Source organism: Neisseria sp. 83E34 (assembly GCF_001308015.1).
Taxonomy (GTDB): domain Bacteria; phylum Pseudomonadota; class Gammaproteobacteria; order Burkholderiales; family Neisseriaceae; genus Neisseria.
Window position 1 is genome coordinate 69,927 of the sequence record NZ_LGYH01000001.1, and the last position, 19,970, is coordinate 89,896.

Below are 19,970 nucleotides of genomic sequence, written 5' to 3' on the forward strand. Positions count from 1 at the left end.
AAGCAAATATAGTATCAAATGCCTGTCTGAAAAACCACTTTGGTTTTATAATGGCAATTAATAATAAAGGCTGCTCGCGGGCAGATAATCAGATTGCAAAATGATGAAACAAAAACAACGATTTTTATTAATACAAATGATGCACCACGGTGATGTCCTGCTTACCACGGCTGTGGCCGATGCGTTGAAAGCAGCGATGCCCGATTGTTATGTGGACATGCTGGTGTACAAAGGGATGGAAGACGTTTTAATCGATAATCCTTTGATTTCTCAAATTCATACTATCGATCGTGCTTGGAAGAAACAGGGCAAGCTGTTTCATCTTCAAAAGGAAATTGCTTTACTCAGATGGATTCAGGTACAAAATTATGATGCTGTACTGAATTTTTCCAACCGCTGGCGCGCCGGCCTGATTACTAAATTCAGCGAAGCGCAACGCGGTTTGTCTTTTAATTGGCATAACCGGCACAATGCTCTTTGGCGCAAATTGCATACGGATCTGACCGAACCGCATGGCATGGATATGCATACGGTTGATGACAATCTCAGCCTACTGGCGCCTTTGGGGGTGGATCTGAAATATTATAAACCGCAAGTGCGCATGGGTATTTCCGAAGCCTCGCGCAGAAGCTTGGAGCAGAAACTGCAAGACCGGGGTTGGCGCGGTGAAGATTATGTGTTGGTGCATCCCGGATCGCGCTGGTTTTTCAAATGCTGGGAGGACGATAAAACAGTCGAGCTTTTGAAAAGGCTGTTTGATTCGGGCTGCAATGTAGTGCTCACTGCGGCGCCTGATGCGCGCGAACATGCGATGTTGGAATATTTGCAATCTCAAATTCATATCGCTTTGCCGCAGAAATTGTGGGTGCTGGACGGAGTGTTGACTTTGCGTGAACTCGCTGCCGCCATTGACCGTGCAAAGCTGTTTATCGGTGTGGATTCCGTGCCCATGCATATTGCTGCAGCGCTTGATAAACCGCAAGTTGCGTTGTTCGGCCCCAGTTGGGTTAGCCGCTGGCGTCCTTATTCGGATCGCGCAGAAGTAGTGTGGGCGGGCGATTTCGGCGAATTGCCGCATCCAAACAGCATTGATGTGAACACAAGCGAGCGTTATTTGGGCAATATTCCGGTAGATGCTGTGTGGGCGGCGGTCGAGCGGCAAATGCCTATCTGAAAAACACCGGGCTGATTATGAAACACAATGCCTGTCTGAAAAGCTTTTTCTGCTTTCAGACAGGCATTGTGTTTCATAAAAGATTTATACAGAAGCTTCTTCCGTTTCATTCAATTTTTTCAATAATTTTTCCGATTTGTCGGGATCATCGTTGCGCATTACTTTGCCGATTTCAGTTTCCAATTCATCAATATTGCTGTGTAACACCACATCTTTAACCGCCAGCAGGTTGGTGGTATTCATAGAGAAGCGGCGCAGGCCGAGGCCGAGTAAGAGGCGGGTAAAGTCGGTATCGCCGGCCATCTCGCCGCATATGGACACGGATTTGCCGATACGATTGGCGGTGCGGATGATGTGTGCCAACAAGCGTAATACGGCCGGATGGGCCGGTTGGTAAAGATAGCTGACGCTGTCGTCTCCGCGGTCGACTGAAAGCGTGTATTGAATCAAATCGTTCGTGCCGATGGAAATGAAATCCACATATCTGAGTAATGTGGCGGTGGTCAGTGCGGCAGCGGGAATTTCAATCATGCAGCCAACTTCTACTTCCTGCCATTTTTCACCTCGCTCGGCCAGCTGTTTTTGTGCGGTTTCCAGATGAACAAGGCATTGTTTTAATTCTGAAACCGAGGCAATCATCGGCCACATGATTTTGACCGGGCCGTGTACGGCGGAGCGCAGGATGGCGCGCATCTGGGTGCGGAACATTACGGGTTCGGCCAGACACAGGCGGATACCGGTTAAGCCGAGGGCGGGATTGGGGTTGCCGTTAGGCGTGCCGTGTTGGCCAAACCAGCGCGGGTTTTTATCTACGCCCAAGTCAACGGTGCGTATGGTGAGCTGTTTGCCTTTGAGTTTTTTGATAATGTCGCTGTAAACCTCATATTGCTCGTTTTCATCGGGCAAGGTATCGCGGTTGAGAAAGAGAAATTCGCTTCGGAACAAGCCCACACCGTCGGCACCGTATTTATGCAGGGCTTTGATATCTTCGGCAGATTCTATATTGGCAAGCAGTTCGATATTGACGCCGTCTTCGGTGGTGGCGGCAGTATCCTTCAGCTTGCTGAGTTGGCGTTGGCGGCTGCGGTATTCGCGCAGTTTGCGCCGGTATTCGGCGATTACGAGGTCATCGGGCGCGATAATCAGAATGCCGTTGATGCCGTCTACGATAACCCATTCGTTTTCACTAATCAGATTGCGGGCGTTACGCAGGCCGATAACGGAAGGAATTTCCAAGCTGCGCCCTAAAATAGCAGTATGGCTGGTGGGGCCGCCGGCGTCGGTAACGAAAGCAGCAACGCGCTGTTCTTTGAAATGAACGGTATCGGCAGGGGAGATGTCTTGGGCAATCAGGATGGTTTCGTCGAGCAAGTCGGGGCTGAGGTTTAGCTCGTTGCTCTGGCCGATAAGGTTGTTATGGATGCGTTCCACTACTTGCAGCATGTCTTGTTTGCGCCCGCGCAGGTATTCGTCTTCGATGGCGTCGAACTGGCGGCTGAGACGGTCGGTTTGGATTTTGAGCGCCCATTCGGCATTGATGTGTTCTTCTTCAATGATGTCTACCGGTTCGCGTGATAAGGTCACGTCGGTCAGTAGCATCAGGTGCAGCGAGATGAACGCACCCAGCTCGGTAGGGGCGTTTTCGGGAATGCTGCTGCGCAGTTGCTCCATTTGCCGGCGGGTTGCTTTGATGGCAGATTCGTAGCGGGCGGTTTCTGCCGGAATGTCTTCGGGCTCCAGATTTTGCTGCGGCACTTCACTCATGCCGCGGGAGAGGAGATGGGCACGGCCTATGGCGATGCCTCTGCCGGCAGCTACACCATGTAGGACGATGCTCATTTTATTCTCCTTCGCCGAAATAGTCGTTTATCAGGTTAATCAATGCCTGCATAGCGGCTTGTTCGTCGGCACCGTCGGTTTCCAGCTCGATAACCGTGCCTTTGGCTGCGGCCAGCATCATGAGACCCATAATGCTTTTGCCGTTGACTCGGTGCCCGTTTCGGCTAACCCATACTTCGCTTTGAAAGCCGGAAGCGGTTTGGGTGAATTTGCTGGAAGCTCGGGCGTGTAAACCGAGTTTGTTGATGATTTCGACGGATTGTTTGATCATAGTGAGCAGACTCCTCCATGTGGTGAGGTAATGTCGATAATGCCGTTTATGGCGGCTTGTTTGACTTTTGCGGTAAATTCGGCCAAACCGATACCGCTGTTGGAATGTTGGATGGCTTTTATCATCATGGGCACGTTAAGTCCGGTGAGCATGGCGATTTTGTCGGGGATAACGAGTTTGCGCGCGGCATTGCAGGGTGTGGCACCGAAGATATCGGTTAACACGAGCACACCTTGGTCGGCATTGATTTCTTCCATCAGCCGGTTGATTTGCCGGATTACGTCGTCGTGGTCTTCGCTATTCTTTACGCCGAGCAGGCGGATGTTATCGGGAATGTCGGGGAAAAAATGGTGCGTTAACGCGCGAAATGCATCATCAAGTGATTCATGGGTGAGGATGATAATGCCTATCATATTGTGTATTCCTTGTTGTGTTTCAGACAGGCATTTGACCTGGAAACTGTTTTATCGTCTTTAAACGGAAATTATAGCCGAAAAACGTGGGAGTCAGTATAAGGCCGGCCGATTCCGCAGCAGTCGGTTAGGGGTTTCACAGTATATATACGGGGCTAAAGCAAATGCCTGTCTGAAAAGGCAACTGTAATGATGCGCACACTTTTCAGACAGGCATTGTAATAAAAAGCAGGTTAATCTTGCTTTAAAGCGTAGATTTCGCCGAGGTTGCGCCATGCGCCGGCGGCATCCATGCCGTAGCCGAACACGTATCGGTCGGGCACATTGAGGCCGACGTAATCGGCACTGATGGGTTTTTCTTTGCTGATCAGTTTGTTGGCAAATACGGCGGCGCGGCAGCTGGCGGCGCCCATTTCCAGCAGTTTGGTTTGGATGGCAGCCATGGTGTGGCCTTCGTCGAGAATATCGTCGAGCACAACAATATGGCGGCCGGCAATAGCATCTGCTTCGGGCATGCGTTTCCAGTTGAAATTACCGCCCTGCAGTTTGTCGCCGTAACGGGAAACATGCACATAATCGAAATCAAGCGGGAAGTGCAGCAGCGGCAGAAGTTGGCCGCTAAACACAACGGCACCTCCCATTACGGGAAGAATCAGCGGGTATTTGTCGCTCAGGTCGCGGGTGATTTCTGCAGCGATTTTGTGTAATGCGGCGCTGCATTCTGCGGCGTTGAACAATAAATCGGCATTGTCGAGCAGGGCTTGGGTTTGGAGGCGTTTGGTTTCGATATCCATTGTGTTTGATTGCGCTTAATTCGATTGAAAAGCATATTATAATCGCGTTTTATTTTTTCACGCGATATTTTGTCATGCAGGATAGATTTGCTTCTTTGGAAGATTTGGATGCGCCGGAAACATTGGCTTTTGTGAAACAGGCGCATGGGGAAACGCTTGCGCGTTTTGCACAAACGCCGGAATTTGAACGCTTGAAAGCCGACATTACAGCGCAATTGCAAGATGAGCGGCAGATTCCGTTTTGCCAGGAACACCGGGCGCGGATGTATCACTTCCACCAGAACGCGGAGTATCCGAAAGGCGTATACCGCGTATGCTCCGCCGCTTCTTACCGGGCAGGTATGCCAGATTGGGAAATTTTGTTTAATGTGGCCGATTTCGACGCCGTTTTGGACGACGATGTGTATTTGGACGGCGTGTCGCATTATGTGGAGAACCCGCAGCAGGTTTTGCTGAACTTGAGTGTGGCCGGCGCAGATACGGCTTATACCTTGGAATTTGATCTTGCCAAACGTGCGTTGGTGGACGGCGGCTTTCATTTTCCCGCAGGAAAAAGCCATATCGCATGGCGCGATGCAGATAGTGTTTGGGTTTGCCCGGCTTGGGATGAGCGCCAGCTGACGGTTTCAGGCTATCCGCGGCAGGTTTGGTTGATGAAGCGCGGCCAGAGCTTTGAGGAGGCGTTGCCAGTTTATCAGATGGATGAGCGCGGTGTGATGGTGCATGCGTGGCGTTATCTGGATGCGCAAGGCGCGCCGGTTGATTTGATCGAAGCAGGTACGGGTTTTTTCACCAAAGATTATTTTCAGGTGGATGCCGAGGGTGAAGTGCAATTGCTCGCCTTGCCGAAAGATTGTGAAATTGTCGGCTATCTGGCCGGGCAGCTTATGGTGCAACTGCGCACGGAATGGAAGCGGGCCAATCAGGCTTATCCGGCAGGTGCGTTACTGGCGGTGAAATTGAATAGGGGAGAACTGGGCGCGGCGCAATTGCTGTTTGCGCCGGATGAGAATCAGGCCGTTGAAAGTGTGGAAACGACTAAGCGCTTTGTGGTGGTGAATTATTTGGATAAGGTCAATGCCTGTCTGAAAGCATGGCGCTATACGGGTGGCGTATGGCAAGAGCAAGCATTGCCTGAGCTGCCGGGCGGTGCGATGGAAATGACCGACCAGCCGTGGGGCGGCGATGTGGTTTATCTTGCAGCCAGCCACTTTACAACGCCGCTAACCCTGTTTGCATTGGATTTGAATGTGATGGAGTTGACGGTTTTGCGCCGCCAGCCCAAGCAATTTGATGCAACGGGGATTGAGATTAAACAGTTTTGGGCAAAATCGGCGGATGGAACTGAGATTCCTTATTATCATGTGGGTAAAGCTGTTTCGCCCGATACGCCTACTTTAATCTATGTTTACGGTGGGTTCGGTATGCCGGAGCTGCCGCATTATCTGGGTACAATGGGGCGGCATTGGCTGGAAGCGGGCCGCTCGTTTGTGGTGGCGAATGTGCGCGGCGGCGGTGAGTTCAAGCATTGGCATGCTGCTGCGCAAGGTAAACACAAACACCGTAGCGTGGATGATTTGCTGGCTGTTGTGCAGGATATATGCGCGCGCGGTTTATCGTCTGCTCGCCGGATTGCTGTGCAAGGCGGCAGTAATGGCGGCTTGGTTGTGGCGTCTGCTTTTGTACGGGAGCCGCACAGTATTGGTGTATTGGTATGCGAAGTGCCGTTAACTGATATGTTGGGTTATACGCAATGGTCGGCAGGTGCAAGCTGGATTGAGGAATACGGCGACCCTGAAAACGAGCTTGACCGCCCGTTTCTACAAGCGCTCTCACCTTATCATAATTTGAGCGGGCATATTGCGTATCCGCCTGCATTAGTTACCACCAGTTTGAGCGACGATCGCGTTCACCCGGTTCATGCCTTAAAATTTTATGCAAAACTACGTAGCATTTCTCCGGATAGTTGGCTGTATGCGCCTTCAGGAGGCGGCCATACGGGCAATGGCACACAAGAAGAAACAGCGGAGGAGTTGGCTTGTGTGTTACGGTTTTTGGAAATGGTTTTGGTTGGCGGCAAAGCAGCCGCATAGAGCGTAGTTGACCCATGATTCAGACAGGCATTTTACTGACAATGCCTGTCTGAAAATTGGTGTATTAATAAACCAAATTGAAAAGGCCGATACGTGTGCGCAAGCCCCAATAGCTGCTGATGCCGGAAGTGCTGTGCAGTATTTTGCCGTTTTTCAGCAAAACGATGGTAGGCGTAACGGCGATTTGCCATTGCTTAGCAAGCAAGCCTTGAGGATCGTTGACTGTATCAAACTGCAAATTGTGTTGGTGCAGATATTGGCGTACTTCCTCGTCGCTGCCGGAAGACAGTGCCACGCTCAGTACGGGTATCCCATCGGCCCGCAGTTTTTCAACTGTGGGCGAGGTATGCTTACAGATGCCGCACCATGAACCCCAGAAATACAAAACGGCTACATGGTCTTGGCTGAACCCGGCCAAAGTGATGTCGTGTTGTGAAAGTGTATGCAGAGCCTGCTGAGCAAAATTTTCCGGTTCTTTGGGTTTGCGCCACCAGTCAAGTGCGGTGGAAATGAGTAGGATAAATACAAGCAGCTTTAGCCCTTCTTTTAACCAGGAATACCATTTTTTCTTTTGCATAGAACGTTGCCTGTCTGAACGCGAAAAAGCAGGCTGAGTGCCTGCCTTCGGAATTATACGTACTTACTTTTTAATGACGCGGGTGTAAATCATCAAAATAACCACTGCGGCTAAAGTAGAAGCAATCCAGCCTGCAGGTTCGCCCATTTTATACATGCCAACCGATTGACCTACCCAACCTGCCAACAACGATCCTCCGATACCTAGCAGTGTGGTCATAATCAAACCTAAATTATCACGGCCGGGGTGTAAAAATTTAGCCAATACACCGACGATAAAGCCAATAATAATGGTAGAAAGCATTTCTTATTCCTTAATTTGATGTGAATGAAAACTTTATGTGGGGCTGATAGTGGATTTTTAAAGAGTTGGTTGGAATTTTGTTATGACTGTAAAGCTTTAATTTTCCCTAAAGTGTTGTTTCGTTAGTTTTTTAAGTAGAACGATTGTGAAGTTGCGAAAGCAGTAACAAAATTAGCTCCGCAACCTATATGGTCTTCGGCTGGCTACTTTGTATTAATGTGATTTGATTGTAGAGAATTCTATGTTGGTTTTTTAAAACAATGCCTGTCTGAAAAAGTTGTTTTCAGACAGGCATTATTGTGAATAGGTGGTGCTTTGATAAAAAGCCCGCAGCATATATGCTATGCTGCGGGCTTTTTATCCAACGTCGGGTCTGTAAACAGATTAACGTTTAGAGAATTGTTTCGCACGGCGTGCTTTACGCAGACCCGGTTTCTTACGCTCAACTTCACGAGCATCGCGGGTAACGAGGCCGGCTTGAGACAGAGCAGGTTTCAAAGCTGCATCATAGTCGATCAAAGCACGGGTAATGCCGTGACGGATAGCGCCGGATTGGCCGGTTTCGCCACCACCGGTTACATTAACTTTGATATCAAATGCTTCCGCATTTTCAGTCAAAACCAAAGGCTGGCGAACAACCATGCGGCTGGTTTCGCGAGCGAAGAATTCGTCAACAGGGCGGCCGTTTACAATGATTTGGCCGGTGCCTTTTTGCAGAAATACACGAGCCACTGAACTTTTGCGGCGGCCTGTGCCGTAGTAGTATTTACCGTTCATGTCTCGTCCTTAGATTTCCAAAACTTTAGGTTGTTGTGCAGCGTGCTGATGTTCAGAACCTGCATAAACTTTCAATTTTTTAATCATGGCATAGCCCAGAGGACCTTTTGGCAGCATGCCTTTCACTGCTTTTTCTAAAGCGCGACCCGGGAATTGCTCTTGCATTTCACGGAAAGTGCGCTCATAGATGCCGCCGGGGAAACCGGAGTGACGGTAATATTTTTTGTCTTCGTGTTTGGTACCGGTAACGCGTAATTTGTCTGCGTTGATAACGATAATGTAATCGCCGGTATCTACGTGGGGAGTGTATTCTGGCTTATGTTTGCCACGCAAACGGCTAGCAACTTCGGCTGCAACGCGACCCAGAACTTTGTCTTCTGCATCGATTACAAACCACTCGCGCTTAACCTCATGCGGTTTAGCTGAAAAGGTTTTCATGAGGAGTAATCCAAATAAATATATAGAAAGCTACCGATTTTAAAGAGAAAACGAGCGGCTGTCAATTTTATTGATGTTATGGGGTAGAGAAGTGTTTGAGAGTGGAAAGCCTTGTTGTTTTTGTATGGCTATGAAACTGAATATCTTATGCGGTGTTGTTTTGCTTTGCCGAATTAATTGCCTTGTTTGCTTCACTTTGTATAAATTTAAAGTTTGCCAGCTATAAGCGTGTTCTTCGGTATTATGGCGAAATATAAAAACACCGCCTGGGCGGTGTTTGGTGTGGGGATCCCCGCTGGTGCCGTTTTTAGGCTCAATCCGCTTGAACCTTGTCAGATAAGGTGGTCTCCTCGGACAGCTTCGGGTGCATTCCAATAGAAAGAACGCTCGCGCCCACTGTAAACTCCCAGAAACCTTAAGCGAACTTATTGGTTCAAAGGAATGTATGCCTTAGCGAACACCGCAGGGAAGAAGAGGTTTGCTGTTTATTCTTGCGTATTGGGCAGCTTGGCCAATGCGCGTTCGGAAACTTGTAGCATGTCATTTATTTTACGCTCAAATTCGCCGATTGCCAAACCATTCTGCATCGACATTTTTAATAGATCGTGTACAACATTTAATGCGGCCATGATAAGAATTTTATCACTCTCTACGATTTTGCCGCTTTCTTTAACAGTTTTGATTTTTTGGTTTAATAAATCAATGGCTTGCATTAATGTTTCTTTTTCTTCTGCCGGCGCGCCGATTTTAAACTGGCGGGACATGATGTCAACGTCAACTTGAACAATTTCACTCATTTGCGCATTTCCTTTCAGGATTCTACCGGCAGGCGCGCTAAGATGGCGCGGATTTGGTCGGCATTTTGAACTAATAAGTCACGGTATTGCTGATTTTCAAAGATTAGGCTGTCGATTTTGCTTTGTAAATCTTCTTTCAATTTGTTGACTTGTACCAATAATGCCTCACTCAGTTCATCAATCGCTGCTTCGTGTTGTTGATCCGACTTAATTTGTTCGTCTTTTAAACGTTGAACTTCTTCTGTGAGCCGCTTGTTTTCTCCAACAAGCGTTTCGAATTTTTGGGCCAGCTGGTAAACGTTGACCTCTAGTTTATCTAAGGGTTGTTCCATAGTGCATGCTACCGTTTGATTTTTGTGAAAGGATAGTGTGGAGTGTTATGCATGTCAATAATGCCTGTCTGAAAGCTTGTTTTCAGACAGGCATCAGGTTTTGTCTTTGCAAAAAACGTTATTCGGATTTGGCTTCACGCAACATCAGACGGGCGGCCACTTCTTGCACCGGAAGTTCTTTGCGGACTAATTGGTAAAGTGTTTGGGTTATCGGCATATCGATTTGGTATTTGCAAGCGGTTTCAAATACTTCGTCAATGGTGGGTACGCCTTCTGCTACATGGCCGATTTCGGTTAATACTTCATGCAGTTCTTTACCTTCGGCTAAACCCAAGCCGACTTTGCGATTGCGCGAAAGCGCGCCGGTACAGGTTAGGATTAAATCCCCCATACCTGCTAAACCCATCATAGTTTTTTGTTGTGCGCCCATTGCAACGGCCAAGCGGGTAATTTCGGCCAAGCCGCGGGTAACCAGTGCGGCTCGGGCGTTCAGGCCGTATTGCAGGCCGTCTGACAAGCCTGTGGCTATGGCCATTATATTTTTTACGGCACCGCCGACGGCAACGCCTATTACATCGGTGTTGGCGTATAGTCGCATGACATTAGTGTTTAATTTGGAAACTAAATCGTTAATCCATGCTTCATTTTCAGAAGCTAAAACTACTGCGCAGGGTAATTGTTTAGCCAGCTCTTGTGCAAAGCTCGGGCCTGATAAAACACCGATGTGCTGATTGTCGGGCAATACTTGTTGTACGACTTGGAAGGTTAGCAAACCGGTGTCAAGCTCAAAGCCTTTGCAGGCTGTGATGATGGGGAGGTGTCCTGCGTTGTGTTGTTTTAAAAGTTCGGCACTGTCACGCAAGCCGGCAACGGAGGTGGTGATGAGGACGAGCTCGCTATCTTGCAGGGCTTCGCTTAAGTCGGTATGTGAGGAAAGATTTTCGGGGAGGGTGAAACCGGGCAGATAACGTTTGTTTTCTCTATCTTGCTGCATAGCTTCTTGATGGACGCTGTTGCGCGACCACATGGAGACTTGGTTATTATGCAGTGCAAAATGGATGGCTAGTGCTGTGCCCCATGCTCCGGCACCAATGATGGTAATTTTCATCGTTTTTCTCTTTGGTAGAAATTGTTTGAACTTTAAAACATGCTTGAAGATGCTGCAAGGGTAAAGTGTTTCAAAAAGGGATCACTTTTCAGACAGGCATTTCAGTTGATGGTACATTAAAGTTTAAGGCCGCACTGAGTTTCGGGAAAGACTGGTGCGGCCGTGTAGTGTATTGCTTTAAGTTTTAACCTTCGAATTTTTTGAATACGAGAGTGCCGTTGGTGCCGCCGAATCCGAAAGAGTTGGAAATGGCTGCGCGAATCGGCATCTCGCGGGCTTGGTTGGCGCAATAATCTAGATCGCAACCCGCTTCAAAGTCTTGGTCGAAGAGGTTTATGGTGGGCGGAGAAACTTGGTTGTTGACTGCCAGTACGCTGTATACCGCTTCTACACCGCCTGCTGCGCCGAGTAAGTGGCCGGTCATGGATTTGGTAGAGTTGACCACCAAATTTTTGGCATGGTCGCCAAATGCCAGTTTCAGGGCGTTGGTTTCGTTGGCATCGCCCAATGGCGTGGAAGTGCCGTGTGCATTAACGTAATCAATGTCGTTTGGATTTAAACCGGCATCAGCTAAGGCGCGGGTTACGGCAAGCGCAGGACCTTCTGCATTGGGTGCGGTAATGTGGTGTGCATCGGAACTCATGCCGAAACCGGCCAGTTCTGCGTAGATTTTGGCGCCGCGTTTTTTTGCGTGTTCCAATTCTTCCAGAACCAGAATGCCGGCACCTTCACCCATCACAAAACCGTCACGGCCTTTGTCCCAAGGGCGTGATGCGGTTTTGGGGTCATCATTGCGGGTAGAGAGGGCTTTCATCGCGGCAAAGCCGCCCATGCCGAGCATGCAGATTGCACCTTCGGCACCGCCGGCAATCATTACATCTGCATCACCGTATTGAATGATACGCGCGGAGTCGCCGATTGCGTGTGCGCCGGTGGTACACGCGGAAACCATACCGTAACTTGGCCCATGGTAGCCGGTAAGGATGGTAACGTGGCCGGCAATCATGTTGATTAGTGAACCGGGGATAAAGAATGGATTGATTTTACGCGGGCCGTCGGCTGCAACAATTTTGCCGGTGGCTTCGATGCTGGGTAAACCGCCGATACCCGCACCAACGTTAACGCCCACGCGTTCTTTGTTCAGATTGGGTGTGTTGTTCAGGCCGGCGTCTGCAATGGCTTGTAAAGAGGCGGCTATGCCGTAGTGAATAAATGCATCCATGCGGCGGGCTTCTTTGGCGCTGATGTATTGGCTGATGTCAAAGTTTTTTACTTCGCCTGCAATTTGGCTGCTTAACTCTGATACGTCAAAGCGTGTGATGACATCAATACCGCTTTGACCTGCCAAAAGGTTTTTCCATGCTGTTTCTACATCGTTACCGATAGGTGATACTTGCCCTAGGCCTGTGATGACCACTCTTCTCTGGCTCATAAATCTTCCCGTTTCTCTAAGTTGTCCCGAGTGTTTGGATGGGGTGTCTTGAAAGGTCAAAAGCCCCTTTGTGCAGACAGGCCGCGCAACAGGGGCTTTTGGGGAAAGCTGCCAAGTTCAGGTATTTTGGGGTGAGACTGGAGGCTTTCCGGAATATTTCAACTACGCGATTAGCCGTTGTGGGCGTTAATGTAATCAATCGCCAGTTGCACGGTAGTGATTTTTTCTGCTTCCTCATCAGGAATTTCGCAGCCGAAAGCTTCTTCCAAAGCCATAACCAGCTCTACAGTGTCTAAAGAATCTGCGCCCAAGTCGTCTTGGAATGAAGATTCGTTTTTCACTTCGTCTTCGCTTACGCCCAGTTGTTCAGCAACAATTTTTTTAACTTGTTGTTCGATGTTTGACATGTTTGTTTATCCTTAATTTGCCTTGTGGCGGGTTGATTGAAAACTTTAAAATAACCGGTATTTTTGCGTTTTACCGAATCGGGCCGGAGTTTTCTGTCGGAATTCAGGGTAATGTGGCCCTAATAGGATTAGGCGGCATACTAGCATAGGGTCATTTTGACTGACAAGGATATTTTTGAATCCTTACATTCACGCATCGGGGCCTGTATGTTTTGTTGCTATATTAAGGTAATTAAAGGGGTTGGGATTGGTCGGTGAGATTGTTAAAGATGCCTGTCTGAAAGGTTTTTTCAGACAGGCATTTGTGATGGTGCTTCGAATAAATTAATCAGCGGGTTATGTGAGACTGTTATTTTTTCAGTTGATAAGCGGTGTTTTAAAATTGATGGATGTTATAAAGAAAAGCAAGCTTTGGGTTTTATCTAAAGCTTGCTTTTGGTTTTGATATGAATAATTTATGCGAGGGGGTTTAGAAGTTTTTCAAATGCATCTTCGAATTGCTTTAAACCGTCTTCCTGCAGGCGTGTTGCCAGTGCTTCGAGGTCGATGCCTAATTGTGCCACTTCTGCCAACTGCTGTTTGGCCTGTTCGGTATTGTCGGTTAGAGTGGCTTTGGCGGTGCCGTGGTCGATAAAGGCTTTGAGAGTGGCATCTGGCACGGTGTTAACGGTTTGTGTGCCAATCAGGCTGTCTACATATAAGGTGTCGGGGTAGGCTGGATTTTTTACTCCGGTGGATGCCCAAAGCAACTCTACGCGGTTGGCGCCTCGCTGTTGCAGCTTGGTAAATTCCGGATTGCTGAAATAGGCCTCCCAATCCTGATAGGCAGCTTTTGCTAGAGCAATGGCGACTTTGCCTTGCAGGTGTTCGGGTAAGGTAGGATCAAGTGCGCTGTCTATACGGGAGAGGAAAAAGCTGGCAACGACATGAATCCGGTCAACTGGTAATCCTGCTGCTAAGCGTTGTTCAATGCCTTTGGTGTAAGCGGAGTAGGCTTTGAGCGTTTGGGCGCGTGAGAATAGCAGGGTGAGGTTGATGCTGATGCCTGCGGTCACAAGTTCGGTTAATGCTGCCAAACCGGCATCGGTAGCGGGCACTTTAATCATGACATTGTCGCGTGCAATGGCTGCGTGTAATCGTTTGGCTTCGGCAATAGTGCCCGCGGCGTCATGAGATAAGTCGGGTGCAACTTCCAAGCTGACAAATCCGGTTTTACCGTCTGTGGAACGGTATTCAGACAGGCATACATCGCAGGCGGCTTGCACATCCGCGATGGCCATAGTTTCATAACGCGCTTTCGGGCTGAGGTTTTGTGTTTTTAGTTTGTTGATGTCTTCTGCATAAAGCGGGTCGCCGGAAAAGGCTTTTTGGAAAATGGCAGGATTGGAGGTTACGCCGCATACACCTTGTTGCAGCATTTGTGCCAATTCTCCGCTCTGGATTAATGAACGGGAGAGATTGTCGAGCCAAATTTGTTGGCCTAATGCTTTAACGTCCGATAAAATAGTCATTTTGTATGTTTCCTTAATAATAGGCCTTTAGGGATGGTTAACAGTTTAGTTTCTACAGGCTATAAAAAATCCTAACTCGAAAAAGTGAATTTGGATAGCACTATATGATTAAAGGGCATTATGGAAAATAATTTTTAATTATGGAAAATGGTCAAACATTATGAATAGTAATCAAGAAAATTATATTGAATGGGCGCGTGAAGTATTGCGGATTGAAGCGGAGAGTTTGAAAGAAATTGCTGCTTCATTAGACGAACACTTTGTTGCAGCAGTAACGACCGTATTGAATTGTACGGGCAGGGTGGTGGTATCAGGTGTGGGCAAATCCGGCCATATCTGCCGCAAAATTGCTGCAACTTTAGCCTCTACCGGCACCCCGGCTTTTTTTGTGCATCCTGCCGAAGCGGCGCATGGCGATTTGGGCATGATTGTTGACGGTGATGTGGTAATTGCGGTTTCGAATTCGGGTGAGAGTGATGAAATCGTTACTTTGCTGCCTGCGCTCAAACGTAAAAAAATCAGCCTGATTTGTATCACTGCCAATCCGAAATCGACTTTGGCGAGAAATGCAGACGTACATATCACGGCGACTGTATCGAAAGAAGCCTGTCCGCTCGGTTTGGCACCTACTTCCAGCAGTACGGCGGCTTTGGCTTTGGGCGATGCTCTGGCGGTGGCGCTGCTTCGTGCCCGCGCGTTTACGCCTGATGATTTTGCTTTGAGCCATCCGGCCGGTAGCTTGGGCAAACGTTTGTTGCTGCGTGTGGCGGATATCATGCGTACCGGTGAGCGTTTGCCGGTTGCGAAAACAGATACCTTATTGCGCGAAGGTATTTTGATTATGAGCGCAAAAGGCTTGGGCATGGTTGGCATTGTGGATGATGAGGGTAAAGCATTGGGCATTTTTACCGACGGTGACTTACGGCGTGTGTTTGAAAAGCATGAAAAGGTCAACAATCTGACTTTGGGTAGTGTGATGCACACCAATCCGAAAACTATTTCGGCGGAGAAGTTGGCGACTGAAGCAATTAAAAGCATGCAGGAATTAAAAATCAGCAGCCTTTTGGTAGCAGATGAGGCGGGCAGGCTGGAAGGTGTGGTTACCATGCATGATTTATTGTTGGCACGCATTGCTTAATGAATTTCGCTATAGTCGATCAACACATTTTTGATACAAGGCAACAGGCCGCAGGCAGTACAGGTAGTACGGCAAGGTGTGGTAACGACGTAGCAAAAGTTAAGTTGGTTGGCTATATGCCTGTCTGAATAAAGAAAGAATATCAAACATGACAACTTTATCCCCTGAAATCCAAGAGCGTGCCGCCAAGATTAAATTATTGATTATGGACGTTGACGGTGTGTTGACCGACGGGCGTATTTTTATCCGTGATAACGGTGAGGAAATCAAATCGTTCCACACCTTGGATGGGCACGGCCTGAAAATGTTGCAGCAAAGCGGTGTGCAAACGGCGATTATTACCGGTCGTGATGCCCCTTCTGTTGGGGTGCGTGTAAAGCAGATCGGTATCCAACACTATTACAAAGGTATCCACGATAAAAAAGCAGCTTATAATGAACTGCGGTTGGCAGCAGGCGTCGAAGAGCAAGAGTGTGCGTTTATCGGCGATGATGTGGTGGATTTGCCGGTCATGGTTCGCTGCGGCCTGCCCGTGGCAGTGCCTGAAGCGCATGATTTTGTATTGCAGCATGTTGCTTATGTTACCCGCCGTCCGGCAGGAAAAGGCGCTGTGCGTGAATTGTGTGATCTGATTATGCAGGCTCAGGGTAATCTGCAATCGGCATTGGAAGAATATATCAAATGATTATTAAGTTTCGTTCGGGTTGGCTGTTTCCTTTGGTGCTGGCAGTCGTATTGGGCGGCCTCAGTGCATGGCTTGGCAGGATTAGTGAAGTGCAGGTGGAAGAAACCAAGCTAAACCCCAACGAGCCGAAATATGAGATGCAGGGCCTTTCAGGGAAACGCTTTGACGAGTCGGGCTTTATCAAAGAAAACCTCAGTGCTGTAAAGGCATGGCAGCTGCCGGACACAGACGAAGTGATGTTTGCAGAACCGGATTTGTCAATGTTTAATCAAGGCCGGCAGATTTACCATGTAACTAGTAAAGACGCCCGCTATGATACTGAAAAGCGGCAGGTTTATTTTGAGAATGATGTGGTGTTGACCAAAGCGGCAGAGGCTGGCAAACCTGCAGGCATGCTGAAAACCAGCCGCATTATTATCGACACTCAAACCGAAAATGCCCGCACCGATGCCAAGGTAGAATACCATTACGGTCAATCTCACGGCACGGCAAACGGTCTGACTTACGACAATGAAAAGGGTATATTGAATTTGCCCTCACGAGTGAAAGCCATTATTTATGATCCAAAAAATCCTTAAAACCGCGGCCATTTCGGTTGTTTTGGTGGTAGCACCTGCCTATGCTTTGGAAAGTGACCGCAACAAGCCGATTGAAATTGAGGCTGACCAAGGCACGCTTGATCAGAAAAATCAAACAACCACATTTAGTGGAAATGTGATTATCAAACAAGGCACATTGTATATCCGTTCAGGCAGTGTTACCGTGTCGAAAGATGCAAGCGGCAATCAATTTATGAAAGCCAGCGGTAACCCCGTTAAATTCGGCCAACAGCTTGATAAAGGCGGCAAGGTCGACGGGCAGGCCAATAATGTGGAATATGCATCAGATACCGGTGTTGTGCGGCTTGTCGGTAATGCCAAAGTTACCAGAGGGGGCGACAGAGCTGAAGGGGAGAGCATTGTTTATAACACGCGCACTGAGGTTTATACTGTCAGCGGCAGTAAAGCTGTTTCAGGCAAAACCGGCAAGCGCGTTACCGTTGTGATACAGCCTACTCAAAAATAAACAGATGCCTGTCTGAAAATACCGAGAACCAGACATTTTTCAGACAGGCATCATGATATGCCTGTCTGAAACAATCATTTGAAAGATATAAGCCTAAACACGAGATTTTATGGAACAAGCACACAGCAGCCTGGTGGTTAAAAGCCTGCAGAAAACGTTTAAAAAGCGCCAAGTCGTCAAAGATTTTTCGCTGGATATCAACAGCGGTGAAGTAGTCGGCCTGCTTGGCCCCAACGGCGCCGGCAAAACAACCAGCTTCTACATGATTGTCGGTTTGATTGCTGCAGATACAGGCAGCATCGTGCTGGACGGTCAAGAATTGCGCCACATGCCGATATACGAGCGCGCCCGTTTAGGTTTAGGCTATTTGCCGCAGGAAGCATCCATTTTCCGCAAAATGACCGTGGAGCAGAATATCCGCGCCATTTTGGAAATTAACATCAAAGACAAAACCGAAATCAACCGGCGTTTGGATCAGATTTTGGCGGATCTGAACATCGAGCGGCTTCGTGAAAGCCCGGCACCTTCTTTATCGGGCGGTGAGCGTCGGCGTGTCGAAATTGCCCGTGTGTTGGCGATGCAACCGCGCTTTATCCTGCTGGATGAACCGTTTGCAGGTGTTGATCCGCTGGCTGTTATCGATATTCAAAAAATTATTGGCTTTTTGAAAGCACGCGGAATCGGGGTCTTGATTACCGACCACAACGTGCGTGAAACCCTGCGTATATGTGACAGGGGGTTCATTATCAGTGAAGGCAAAGTGCTGGCCACAGGGACACCGGAAGAGTTGGTTAATAATGAACAAGTCAGGGAAGTTTACTTAGGCGAAAACTTTGATTATTGATATTAAACAAGAATAAAATCATAAGGGTAAATATAATCAAATTGTTGAAATATAATGGTGCCGCATGATGTGGTATTTGCGGTCAGACATCCTATCGGTTACTGTTTCAATGATTTAACAATACATTCAAACCACAACAAAAATATTTCCAAAACAACGGAAACCACATTATGAGCGGCCAATCTTTCCATCTCAAACTGAAGCAAACGCAGCAGCTCAACCAGACCATGCAGCAATCATTACGCGTTCTGCAAATGTCCGGTATTGAGCTGGAGCGCGAGGTGGATGACTGGTTGCAAGATAATCCGCTGCTTGAGCGTGGTGAAACACCTGAAGCGCCGTTAGAGCAAAACACTGTTTCCGCTACGGTTGGCAGCCGCAACAAAATCAGCGGTGATGAAGCGGAAGATATTTGGGCAACCATTGCCGAGGAAGAGGATTTTATCGGTTATTTGCACAAGCAAGTCTGCGAACATCCTCTAACGCAAATTGAAGCGGCGCGCGTTCATATCCTGATAGATTTTTTGGATGAGCAAGGCTACCTGACAGACAGCATTCCCGAAGTGATTGATCACTGTCCGCTTGAGTGGATGCTGGATGAAGATGAAATGCGTGAAGCGCTTGATCATTTGCAAACATTCGATCCCCCCGGAGTCGGTGCAGCCAGCCTAACGGAGTCTTTGCTTTTACAATTGCAACGCCTGCCTGCTTCACCCGCAAGGCAGTGTGCGGCGAAAATTGTGCATATGCATTTGGATGATTTAAGTAAAAGTGTTCAACAGAACATAGCAAAGCTGAAAAAGCATTTTCCTGATTATAACACGGCAGTCATCCAAAGTGCGCTTGATATGGTGGCGCAGTTGAATCCTTTTCCCGCTTATGGTTTTGCATCTGCAGAGCCTACGTCTTATATTCAACCAGATGTGATTATCAAAGAAGATAAAGATGGTAAGTGGGTGGTGCAAAGTAACGAGGCGGCATGGCCGCGCATTCAGATTAACCGTGAATTAACCGATGCGTTGAAAGAAGAAAGTGGTGTGGATTCCGTATGGCGTGAAAAAATCCAGGAAGCGCGCCAGAAAGTAGACAGTTTGGAGCTGCGTAAAAGCACGGTATTGAGGTTGGCCGAATATATTGTTGAGAAACAGGAAGACTTTTTTGTGTTCGGCGAGATCGGTTTAACCCCTATGCTTTTAAAAGATGCCGCACAGGAATTGGATGTTGCAGAGAGTACGGTATCCCGTGCGGTAAATCAAAAATATTTGTCTTGCCCGCGCGGTCTGTTTGCGCTACGCTATTTCTTCACCCATGCTGTGTCGGCTGACGAAAGTGGCGAAGGCGTCAGCCAAGGTGCGGTTAAAGCCATGCTGGCGCAATTGATTGCAGGAGAAAATAAGAAAAAACCCTATTCAGACGAAGCCATCAGCAGTTTGCTCAGGCAGCAGGGAGTGGATATTGCCCGTCGGACAGTGGCTAAATACAGAGAGGCATTGGGTATTCCTCCAGCAAGCCACCGAAAAGGATAATACAGCTTCAAGCATATTTTTGAAGAGCAGCCCTACCGGGTTGTTCGCTATTAACCGAAGGAGTAAAACTTATGAATCTCAAAATCAACGGTTTAAATTTTGATATTACTGAAGCAATTAGAAATCATGTTGAAAGCAAACTTCAGCGCATCAACCGCCATGCCGACAATTTGATTACGGTAACTGTCACCCTTTCGGTAGATAAACTGCAAAACAAAGCCGAGGCCCATGTACATTTGGCCGGTAAAGATTTACATGTTGAGCAGATTGATAATACGGATATGTATGCTGCAATTGATGTGTTGATGGATAAACTGGATCGAGCCATTCTTAAGCATAAAGAAAAAAGCAATGATGTGCGCTCCGCACCTGCACCGGTTCCGGAAAATGATTAAATCATATTGAATTGAAATGCCTATTGATGCCTGTCTGAACGTTTCAGACAG

At 48.0% G+C, this 19,970-nt stretch carries 23 protein-coding genes and 1 other RNA gene; 9 read left to right on the top strand and 15 right to left on the bottom strand.

Features of this window, described 5'->3' with window-relative positions; translation table 11 throughout:
- The first annotated feature begins 100 nt into the window (after positions 1–100).
- Entirely contained in the window at positions 101–1,174 is a 1,074-nt protein-coding gene (rfaQ, locus tag AKG09_RS00280) for a putative lipopolysaccharide heptosyltransferase III (RefSeq protein WP_054617521.1), read from the top strand.
- Positions 1,175–1,258: 84 nt separating this feature from the next.
- Here the strand turns inward: rfaQ and ptsP are convergent, their stop codons facing one another.
- The 4 genes from ptsP to AKG09_RS00300 all read right to left on the bottom strand — a co-directional run bounded on the left by ptsP (position 1,259) and on the right by AKG09_RS00300 (position 4,491).
- Positions 1,259–3,013 (bottom strand): phosphoenolpyruvate--protein phosphotransferase, encoded by a 1,755-nt coding sequence (gene ptsP, locus AKG09_RS00285; protein WP_054617522.1) that lies wholly within the window; start codon positions 3,011–3,013, stop codon positions 1,259–1,261.
- 1 nt (position 3,014) lies between these two features.
- Positions 3,015–3,284, bottom strand: coding sequence for an HPr family phosphocarrier protein (locus AKG09_RS00290; RefSeq protein WP_009117452.1), 270 nt, complete (start codon positions 3,282–3,284; stop codon positions 3,015–3,017).
- Positions 3,281–3,697: a PTS sugar transporter subunit IIA gene (locus AKG09_RS00295; protein ID WP_054617523.1), complete on the bottom strand. Its 417-nt coding sequence runs from the start codon at positions 3,695–3,697 to the stop codon at positions 3,281–3,283. Before AKG09_RS00295 ends, AKG09_RS00290 begins: the two co-directional genes overlap by 4 nt.
- 233 nt (positions 3,698–3,930) lie before the next feature.
- Positions 3,931–4,491, bottom strand: a complete 561-nt coding sequence (locus AKG09_RS00300) for a hypoxanthine-guanine phosphoribosyltransferase (RefSeq protein WP_054617524.1) — start codon at positions 4,489–4,491, stop codon at positions 3,931–3,933.
- Between the two features lie 74 nt (positions 4,492–4,565).
- Between AKG09_RS00300 and AKG09_RS00305 the strand changes: the two genes are divergently transcribed.
- The gene (locus AKG09_RS00305) at positions 4,566–6,584 is read left to right on the top strand and encodes a prolyl oligopeptidase family protein (RefSeq protein WP_054617873.1); all 2,019 of its coding nucleotides are present in this window, start codon (positions 4,566–4,568) and stop codon (positions 6,582–6,584) included.
- A 64-nt stretch (positions 6,585–6,648) separates the two neighbouring features.
- Here the strand turns inward: AKG09_RS00305 and AKG09_RS00310 are convergent, their stop codons facing one another.
- The 11 genes from AKG09_RS00310 to tal form a co-directional block, all read right to left on the bottom strand.
- On the bottom strand, positions 6,649–7,161 hold the full coding sequence (locus AKG09_RS00310; protein ID WP_054617525.1) for a protein disulfide oxidoreductase: 513 nt from the start codon (positions 7,159–7,161) through the stop codon (positions 6,649–6,651).
- A 63-nt stretch (positions 7,162–7,224) separates the two neighbouring features.
- Complete coding sequence (locus AKG09_RS00315) at positions 7,225–7,464, bottom strand: GlsB/YeaQ/YmgE family stress response membrane protein (protein WP_054617526.1); 240 nt, start codon at positions 7,462–7,464, stop codon at positions 7,225–7,227.
- Positions 7,465–7,848: 384 nt separating this feature from the next.
- Positions 7,849–8,241 carry a 30S ribosomal protein S9 gene (rpsI, locus tag AKG09_RS00320; RefSeq protein WP_054617527.1) on the bottom strand — a complete coding sequence of 131 codons (393 nt, stop codon included), beginning with the start codon at positions 8,239–8,241 and terminating at the stop codon, positions 7,849–7,851.
- Between the two features lie 9 nt (positions 8,242–8,250).
- The gene (gene rplM, locus AKG09_RS00325) at positions 8,251–8,679 is read right to left on the bottom strand and encodes a 50S ribosomal protein L13 (protein ID WP_009117445.1); all 429 of its coding nucleotides are present in this window, start codon (positions 8,677–8,679) and stop codon (positions 8,251–8,253) included.
- A 285-nt stretch (positions 8,680–8,964) separates the two neighbouring features.
- A non-coding RNA gene (ssrS, locus tag AKG09_RS11560) (6S RNA) lies at positions 8,965–9,151 on the bottom strand.
- Positions 9,152–9,164: 13 nt separating this feature from the next.
- A complete protein-coding gene (locus AKG09_RS00330) occupies positions 9,165–9,476 on the bottom strand; it encodes a cell division protein ZapA (RefSeq protein ID WP_054617528.1) in 312 nt (103 codons plus the stop codon).
- A gap of 14 nt (positions 9,477–9,490) precedes the next feature.
- Positions 9,491–9,808: a hypothetical protein gene (locus AKG09_RS00335; RefSeq protein WP_009117443.1), complete on the bottom strand. Its 318-nt coding sequence runs from the start codon at positions 9,806–9,808 to the stop codon at positions 9,491–9,493.
- 118 nt (positions 9,809–9,926) lie between these two features.
- Positions 9,927–10,916 (bottom strand): NAD(P)H-dependent glycerol-3-phosphate dehydrogenase, encoded by a 990-nt coding sequence (locus tag AKG09_RS00340; protein WP_054617529.1) that lies wholly within the window; start codon positions 10,914–10,916, stop codon positions 9,927–9,929.
- A 184-nt stretch (positions 10,917–11,100) separates the two neighbouring features.
- Positions 11,101–12,348: a beta-ketoacyl-ACP synthase II gene (fabF, locus tag AKG09_RS00345; RefSeq protein ID WP_054617530.1), complete on the bottom strand. Its 1,248-nt coding sequence runs from the start codon at positions 12,346–12,348 to the stop codon at positions 11,101–11,103.
- A 170-nt stretch (positions 12,349–12,518) separates the two neighbouring features.
- Complete coding sequence (gene acpP, locus AKG09_RS00350) at positions 12,519–12,755, bottom strand: acyl carrier protein (protein WP_009117440.1); 237 nt, start codon at positions 12,753–12,755, stop codon at positions 12,519–12,521.
- A gap of 455 nt (positions 12,756–13,210) precedes the next feature.
- On the bottom strand, positions 13,211–14,266 hold the full coding sequence (gene tal / locus AKG09_RS00355) for a transaldolase (protein WP_054617531.1): 1,056 nt from the start codon (positions 14,264–14,266) through the stop codon (positions 13,211–13,213).
- Between the two features lie 160 nt (positions 14,267–14,426).
- Here tal and AKG09_RS00360 point away from each other — a divergent pair, with 160 nt between their 5' ends.
- The 7 genes from AKG09_RS00360 to hpf all read left to right on the top strand — a co-directional run bounded on the left by AKG09_RS00360 (position 14,427) and on the right by hpf (position 19,919).
- Complete coding sequence (locus AKG09_RS00360) at positions 14,427–15,404, top strand: SIS domain-containing protein (protein ID WP_054617532.1); 978 nt, start codon at positions 14,427–14,429, stop codon at positions 15,402–15,404.
- A 148-nt stretch (positions 15,405–15,552) separates the two neighbouring features.
- Positions 15,553–16,089, top strand: coding sequence for an HAD family hydrolase (locus AKG09_RS00365; protein WP_054617533.1), 537 nt, complete (start codon positions 15,553–15,555; stop codon positions 16,087–16,089).
- The gene (gene lptC, locus AKG09_RS00370) at positions 16,086–16,667 is read left to right on the top strand and encodes an LPS export ABC transporter periplasmic protein LptC (protein WP_054617534.1); all 582 of its coding nucleotides are present in this window, start codon (positions 16,086–16,088) and stop codon (positions 16,665–16,667) included. Before AKG09_RS00365 ends, lptC begins: the two co-directional genes overlap by 4 nt.
- Positions 16,648–17,154: a lipopolysaccharide transport periplasmic protein LptA gene (lptA, locus tag AKG09_RS00375; RefSeq protein WP_054617535.1), complete on the top strand. Its 507-nt coding sequence runs from the start codon at positions 16,648–16,650 to the stop codon at positions 17,152–17,154. Before lptC ends, lptA begins: the two co-directional genes overlap by 20 nt.
- A 109-nt stretch (positions 17,155–17,263) precedes the next feature.
- Entirely contained in the window at positions 17,264–17,998 is a 735-nt protein-coding gene (gene lptB, locus AKG09_RS00380; protein ID WP_054617536.1) for an LPS export ABC transporter ATP-binding protein, read from the top strand.
- 170 nt (positions 17,999–18,168) lie between these two features.
- Complete coding sequence (rpoN, locus tag AKG09_RS00385; protein ID WP_054617537.1) at positions 18,169–19,524, top strand: RNA polymerase factor sigma-54; 1,356 nt, start codon at positions 18,169–18,171, stop codon at positions 19,522–19,524.
- Positions 19,525–19,595: 71 nt separating this feature from the next.
- Positions 19,596–19,919: a ribosome hibernation-promoting factor, HPF/YfiA family gene (gene hpf, locus AKG09_RS00390; RefSeq protein WP_054617538.1), complete on the top strand. Its 324-nt coding sequence runs from the start codon at positions 19,596–19,598 to the stop codon at positions 19,917–19,919.
- The last annotated feature ends 51 nt before the right edge of the window (positions 19,920–19,970 follow it).

Excerpts from the sequence above, each read along its gene's own strand:
- fabF (WP_054617530.1), bottom strand. The coding sequence starts at position 12,348 with ATGAGCCAGAGAAGAGTGGTCATCACAGGCCTAGGGCAAGTATCACCT.
- rpoN (WP_054617537.1), top strand. The coding sequence starts at position 18,169 with ATGAGCGGCCAATCTTTCCATCTCAAACTGAAGCAAACGCAGCAGCTC.
- acpP (WP_009117440.1), bottom strand. The coding sequence starts at position 12,755 with ATGTCAAACATCGAACAACAAGTTAAAAAAATTGTTGCTGAACAACTG.
- tal (WP_054617531.1), bottom strand. The coding sequence starts at position 14,266 with ATGACTATTTTATCGGACGTTAAAGCATTAGGCCAACAAATTTGGCTC.
- AKG09_RS00310 (WP_054617525.1), bottom strand. The coding sequence starts at position 7,161 with ATGCAAAAGAAAAAATGGTATTCCTGGTTAAAAGAAGGGCTAAAGCTG.
- AKG09_RS00340 (WP_054617529.1), bottom strand. The coding sequence starts at position 10,916 with ATGAAAATTACCATCATTGGTGCCGGAGCATGGGGCACAGCACTAGCC.
- hpf (WP_054617538.1), top strand. The coding sequence starts at position 19,596 with ATGAATCTCAAAATCAACGGTTTAAATTTTGATATTACTGAAGCAATT.
- rpsI (WP_054617527.1), bottom strand. The coding sequence starts at position 8,241 with ATGAACGGTAAATACTACTACGGCACAGGCCGCCGCAAAAGTTCAGTG.
- lptB (WP_054617536.1), top strand. The coding sequence starts at position 17,264 with ATGGAACAAGCACACAGCAGCCTGGTGGTTAAAAGCCTGCAGAAAACG.
- AKG09_RS00335 (WP_009117443.1), bottom strand. The coding sequence starts at position 9,808 with ATGGAACAACCCTTAGATAAACTAGAGGTCAACGTTTACCAGCTGGCC.
- rfaQ (WP_054617521.1), top strand. The coding sequence starts at position 101 with ATGATGAAACAAAAACAACGATTTTTATTAATACAAATGATGCACCAC.
- AKG09_RS00315 (WP_054617526.1), bottom strand. The coding sequence starts at position 7,464 with ATGCTTTCTACCATTATTATTGGCTTTATCGTCGGTGTATTGGCTAAA.
- AKG09_RS00295 (WP_054617523.1), bottom strand. The coding sequence starts at position 3,697 with ATGATAGGCATTATCATCCTCACCCATGAATCACTTGATGATGCATTT.
- ptsP (WP_054617522.1), bottom strand. The coding sequence starts at position 3,013 with ATGAGCATCGTCCTACATGGTGTAGCTGCCGGCAGAGGCATCGCCATA.
- AKG09_RS00360 (WP_054617532.1), top strand. The coding sequence starts at position 14,427 with ATGAATAGTAATCAAGAAAATTATATTGAATGGGCGCGTGAAGTATTG.
- AKG09_RS00365 (WP_054617533.1), top strand. The coding sequence starts at position 15,553 with ATGACAACTTTATCCCCTGAAATCCAAGAGCGTGCCGCCAAGATTAAA.
- AKG09_RS00330 (WP_054617528.1), bottom strand. The coding sequence starts at position 9,476 with ATGAGTGAAATTGTTCAAGTTGACGTTGACATCATGTCCCGCCAGTTT.
- AKG09_RS00300 (WP_054617524.1), bottom strand. The coding sequence starts at position 4,491 with ATGGATATCGAAACCAAACGCCTCCAAACCCAAGCCCTGCTCGACAAT.
- lptA (WP_054617535.1), top strand. The coding sequence starts at position 16,648 with ATGATCCAAAAAATCCTTAAAACCGCGGCCATTTCGGTTGTTTTGGTG.
- AKG09_RS00290 (WP_009117452.1), bottom strand. The coding sequence starts at position 3,284 with ATGATCAAACAATCCGTCGAAATCATCAACAAACTCGGTTTACACGCC.
- rplM (WP_009117445.1), bottom strand. The coding sequence starts at position 8,679 with ATGAAAACCTTTTCAGCTAAACCGCATGAGGTTAAGCGCGAGTGGTTT.
- AKG09_RS00305 (WP_054617873.1), top strand. The coding sequence starts at position 4,566 with ATGCAGGATAGATTTGCTTCTTTGGAAGATTTGGATGCGCCGGAAACA.
- lptC (WP_054617534.1), top strand. The coding sequence starts at position 16,086 with ATGATTATTAAGTTTCGTTCGGGTTGGCTGTTTCCTTTGGTGCTGGCA.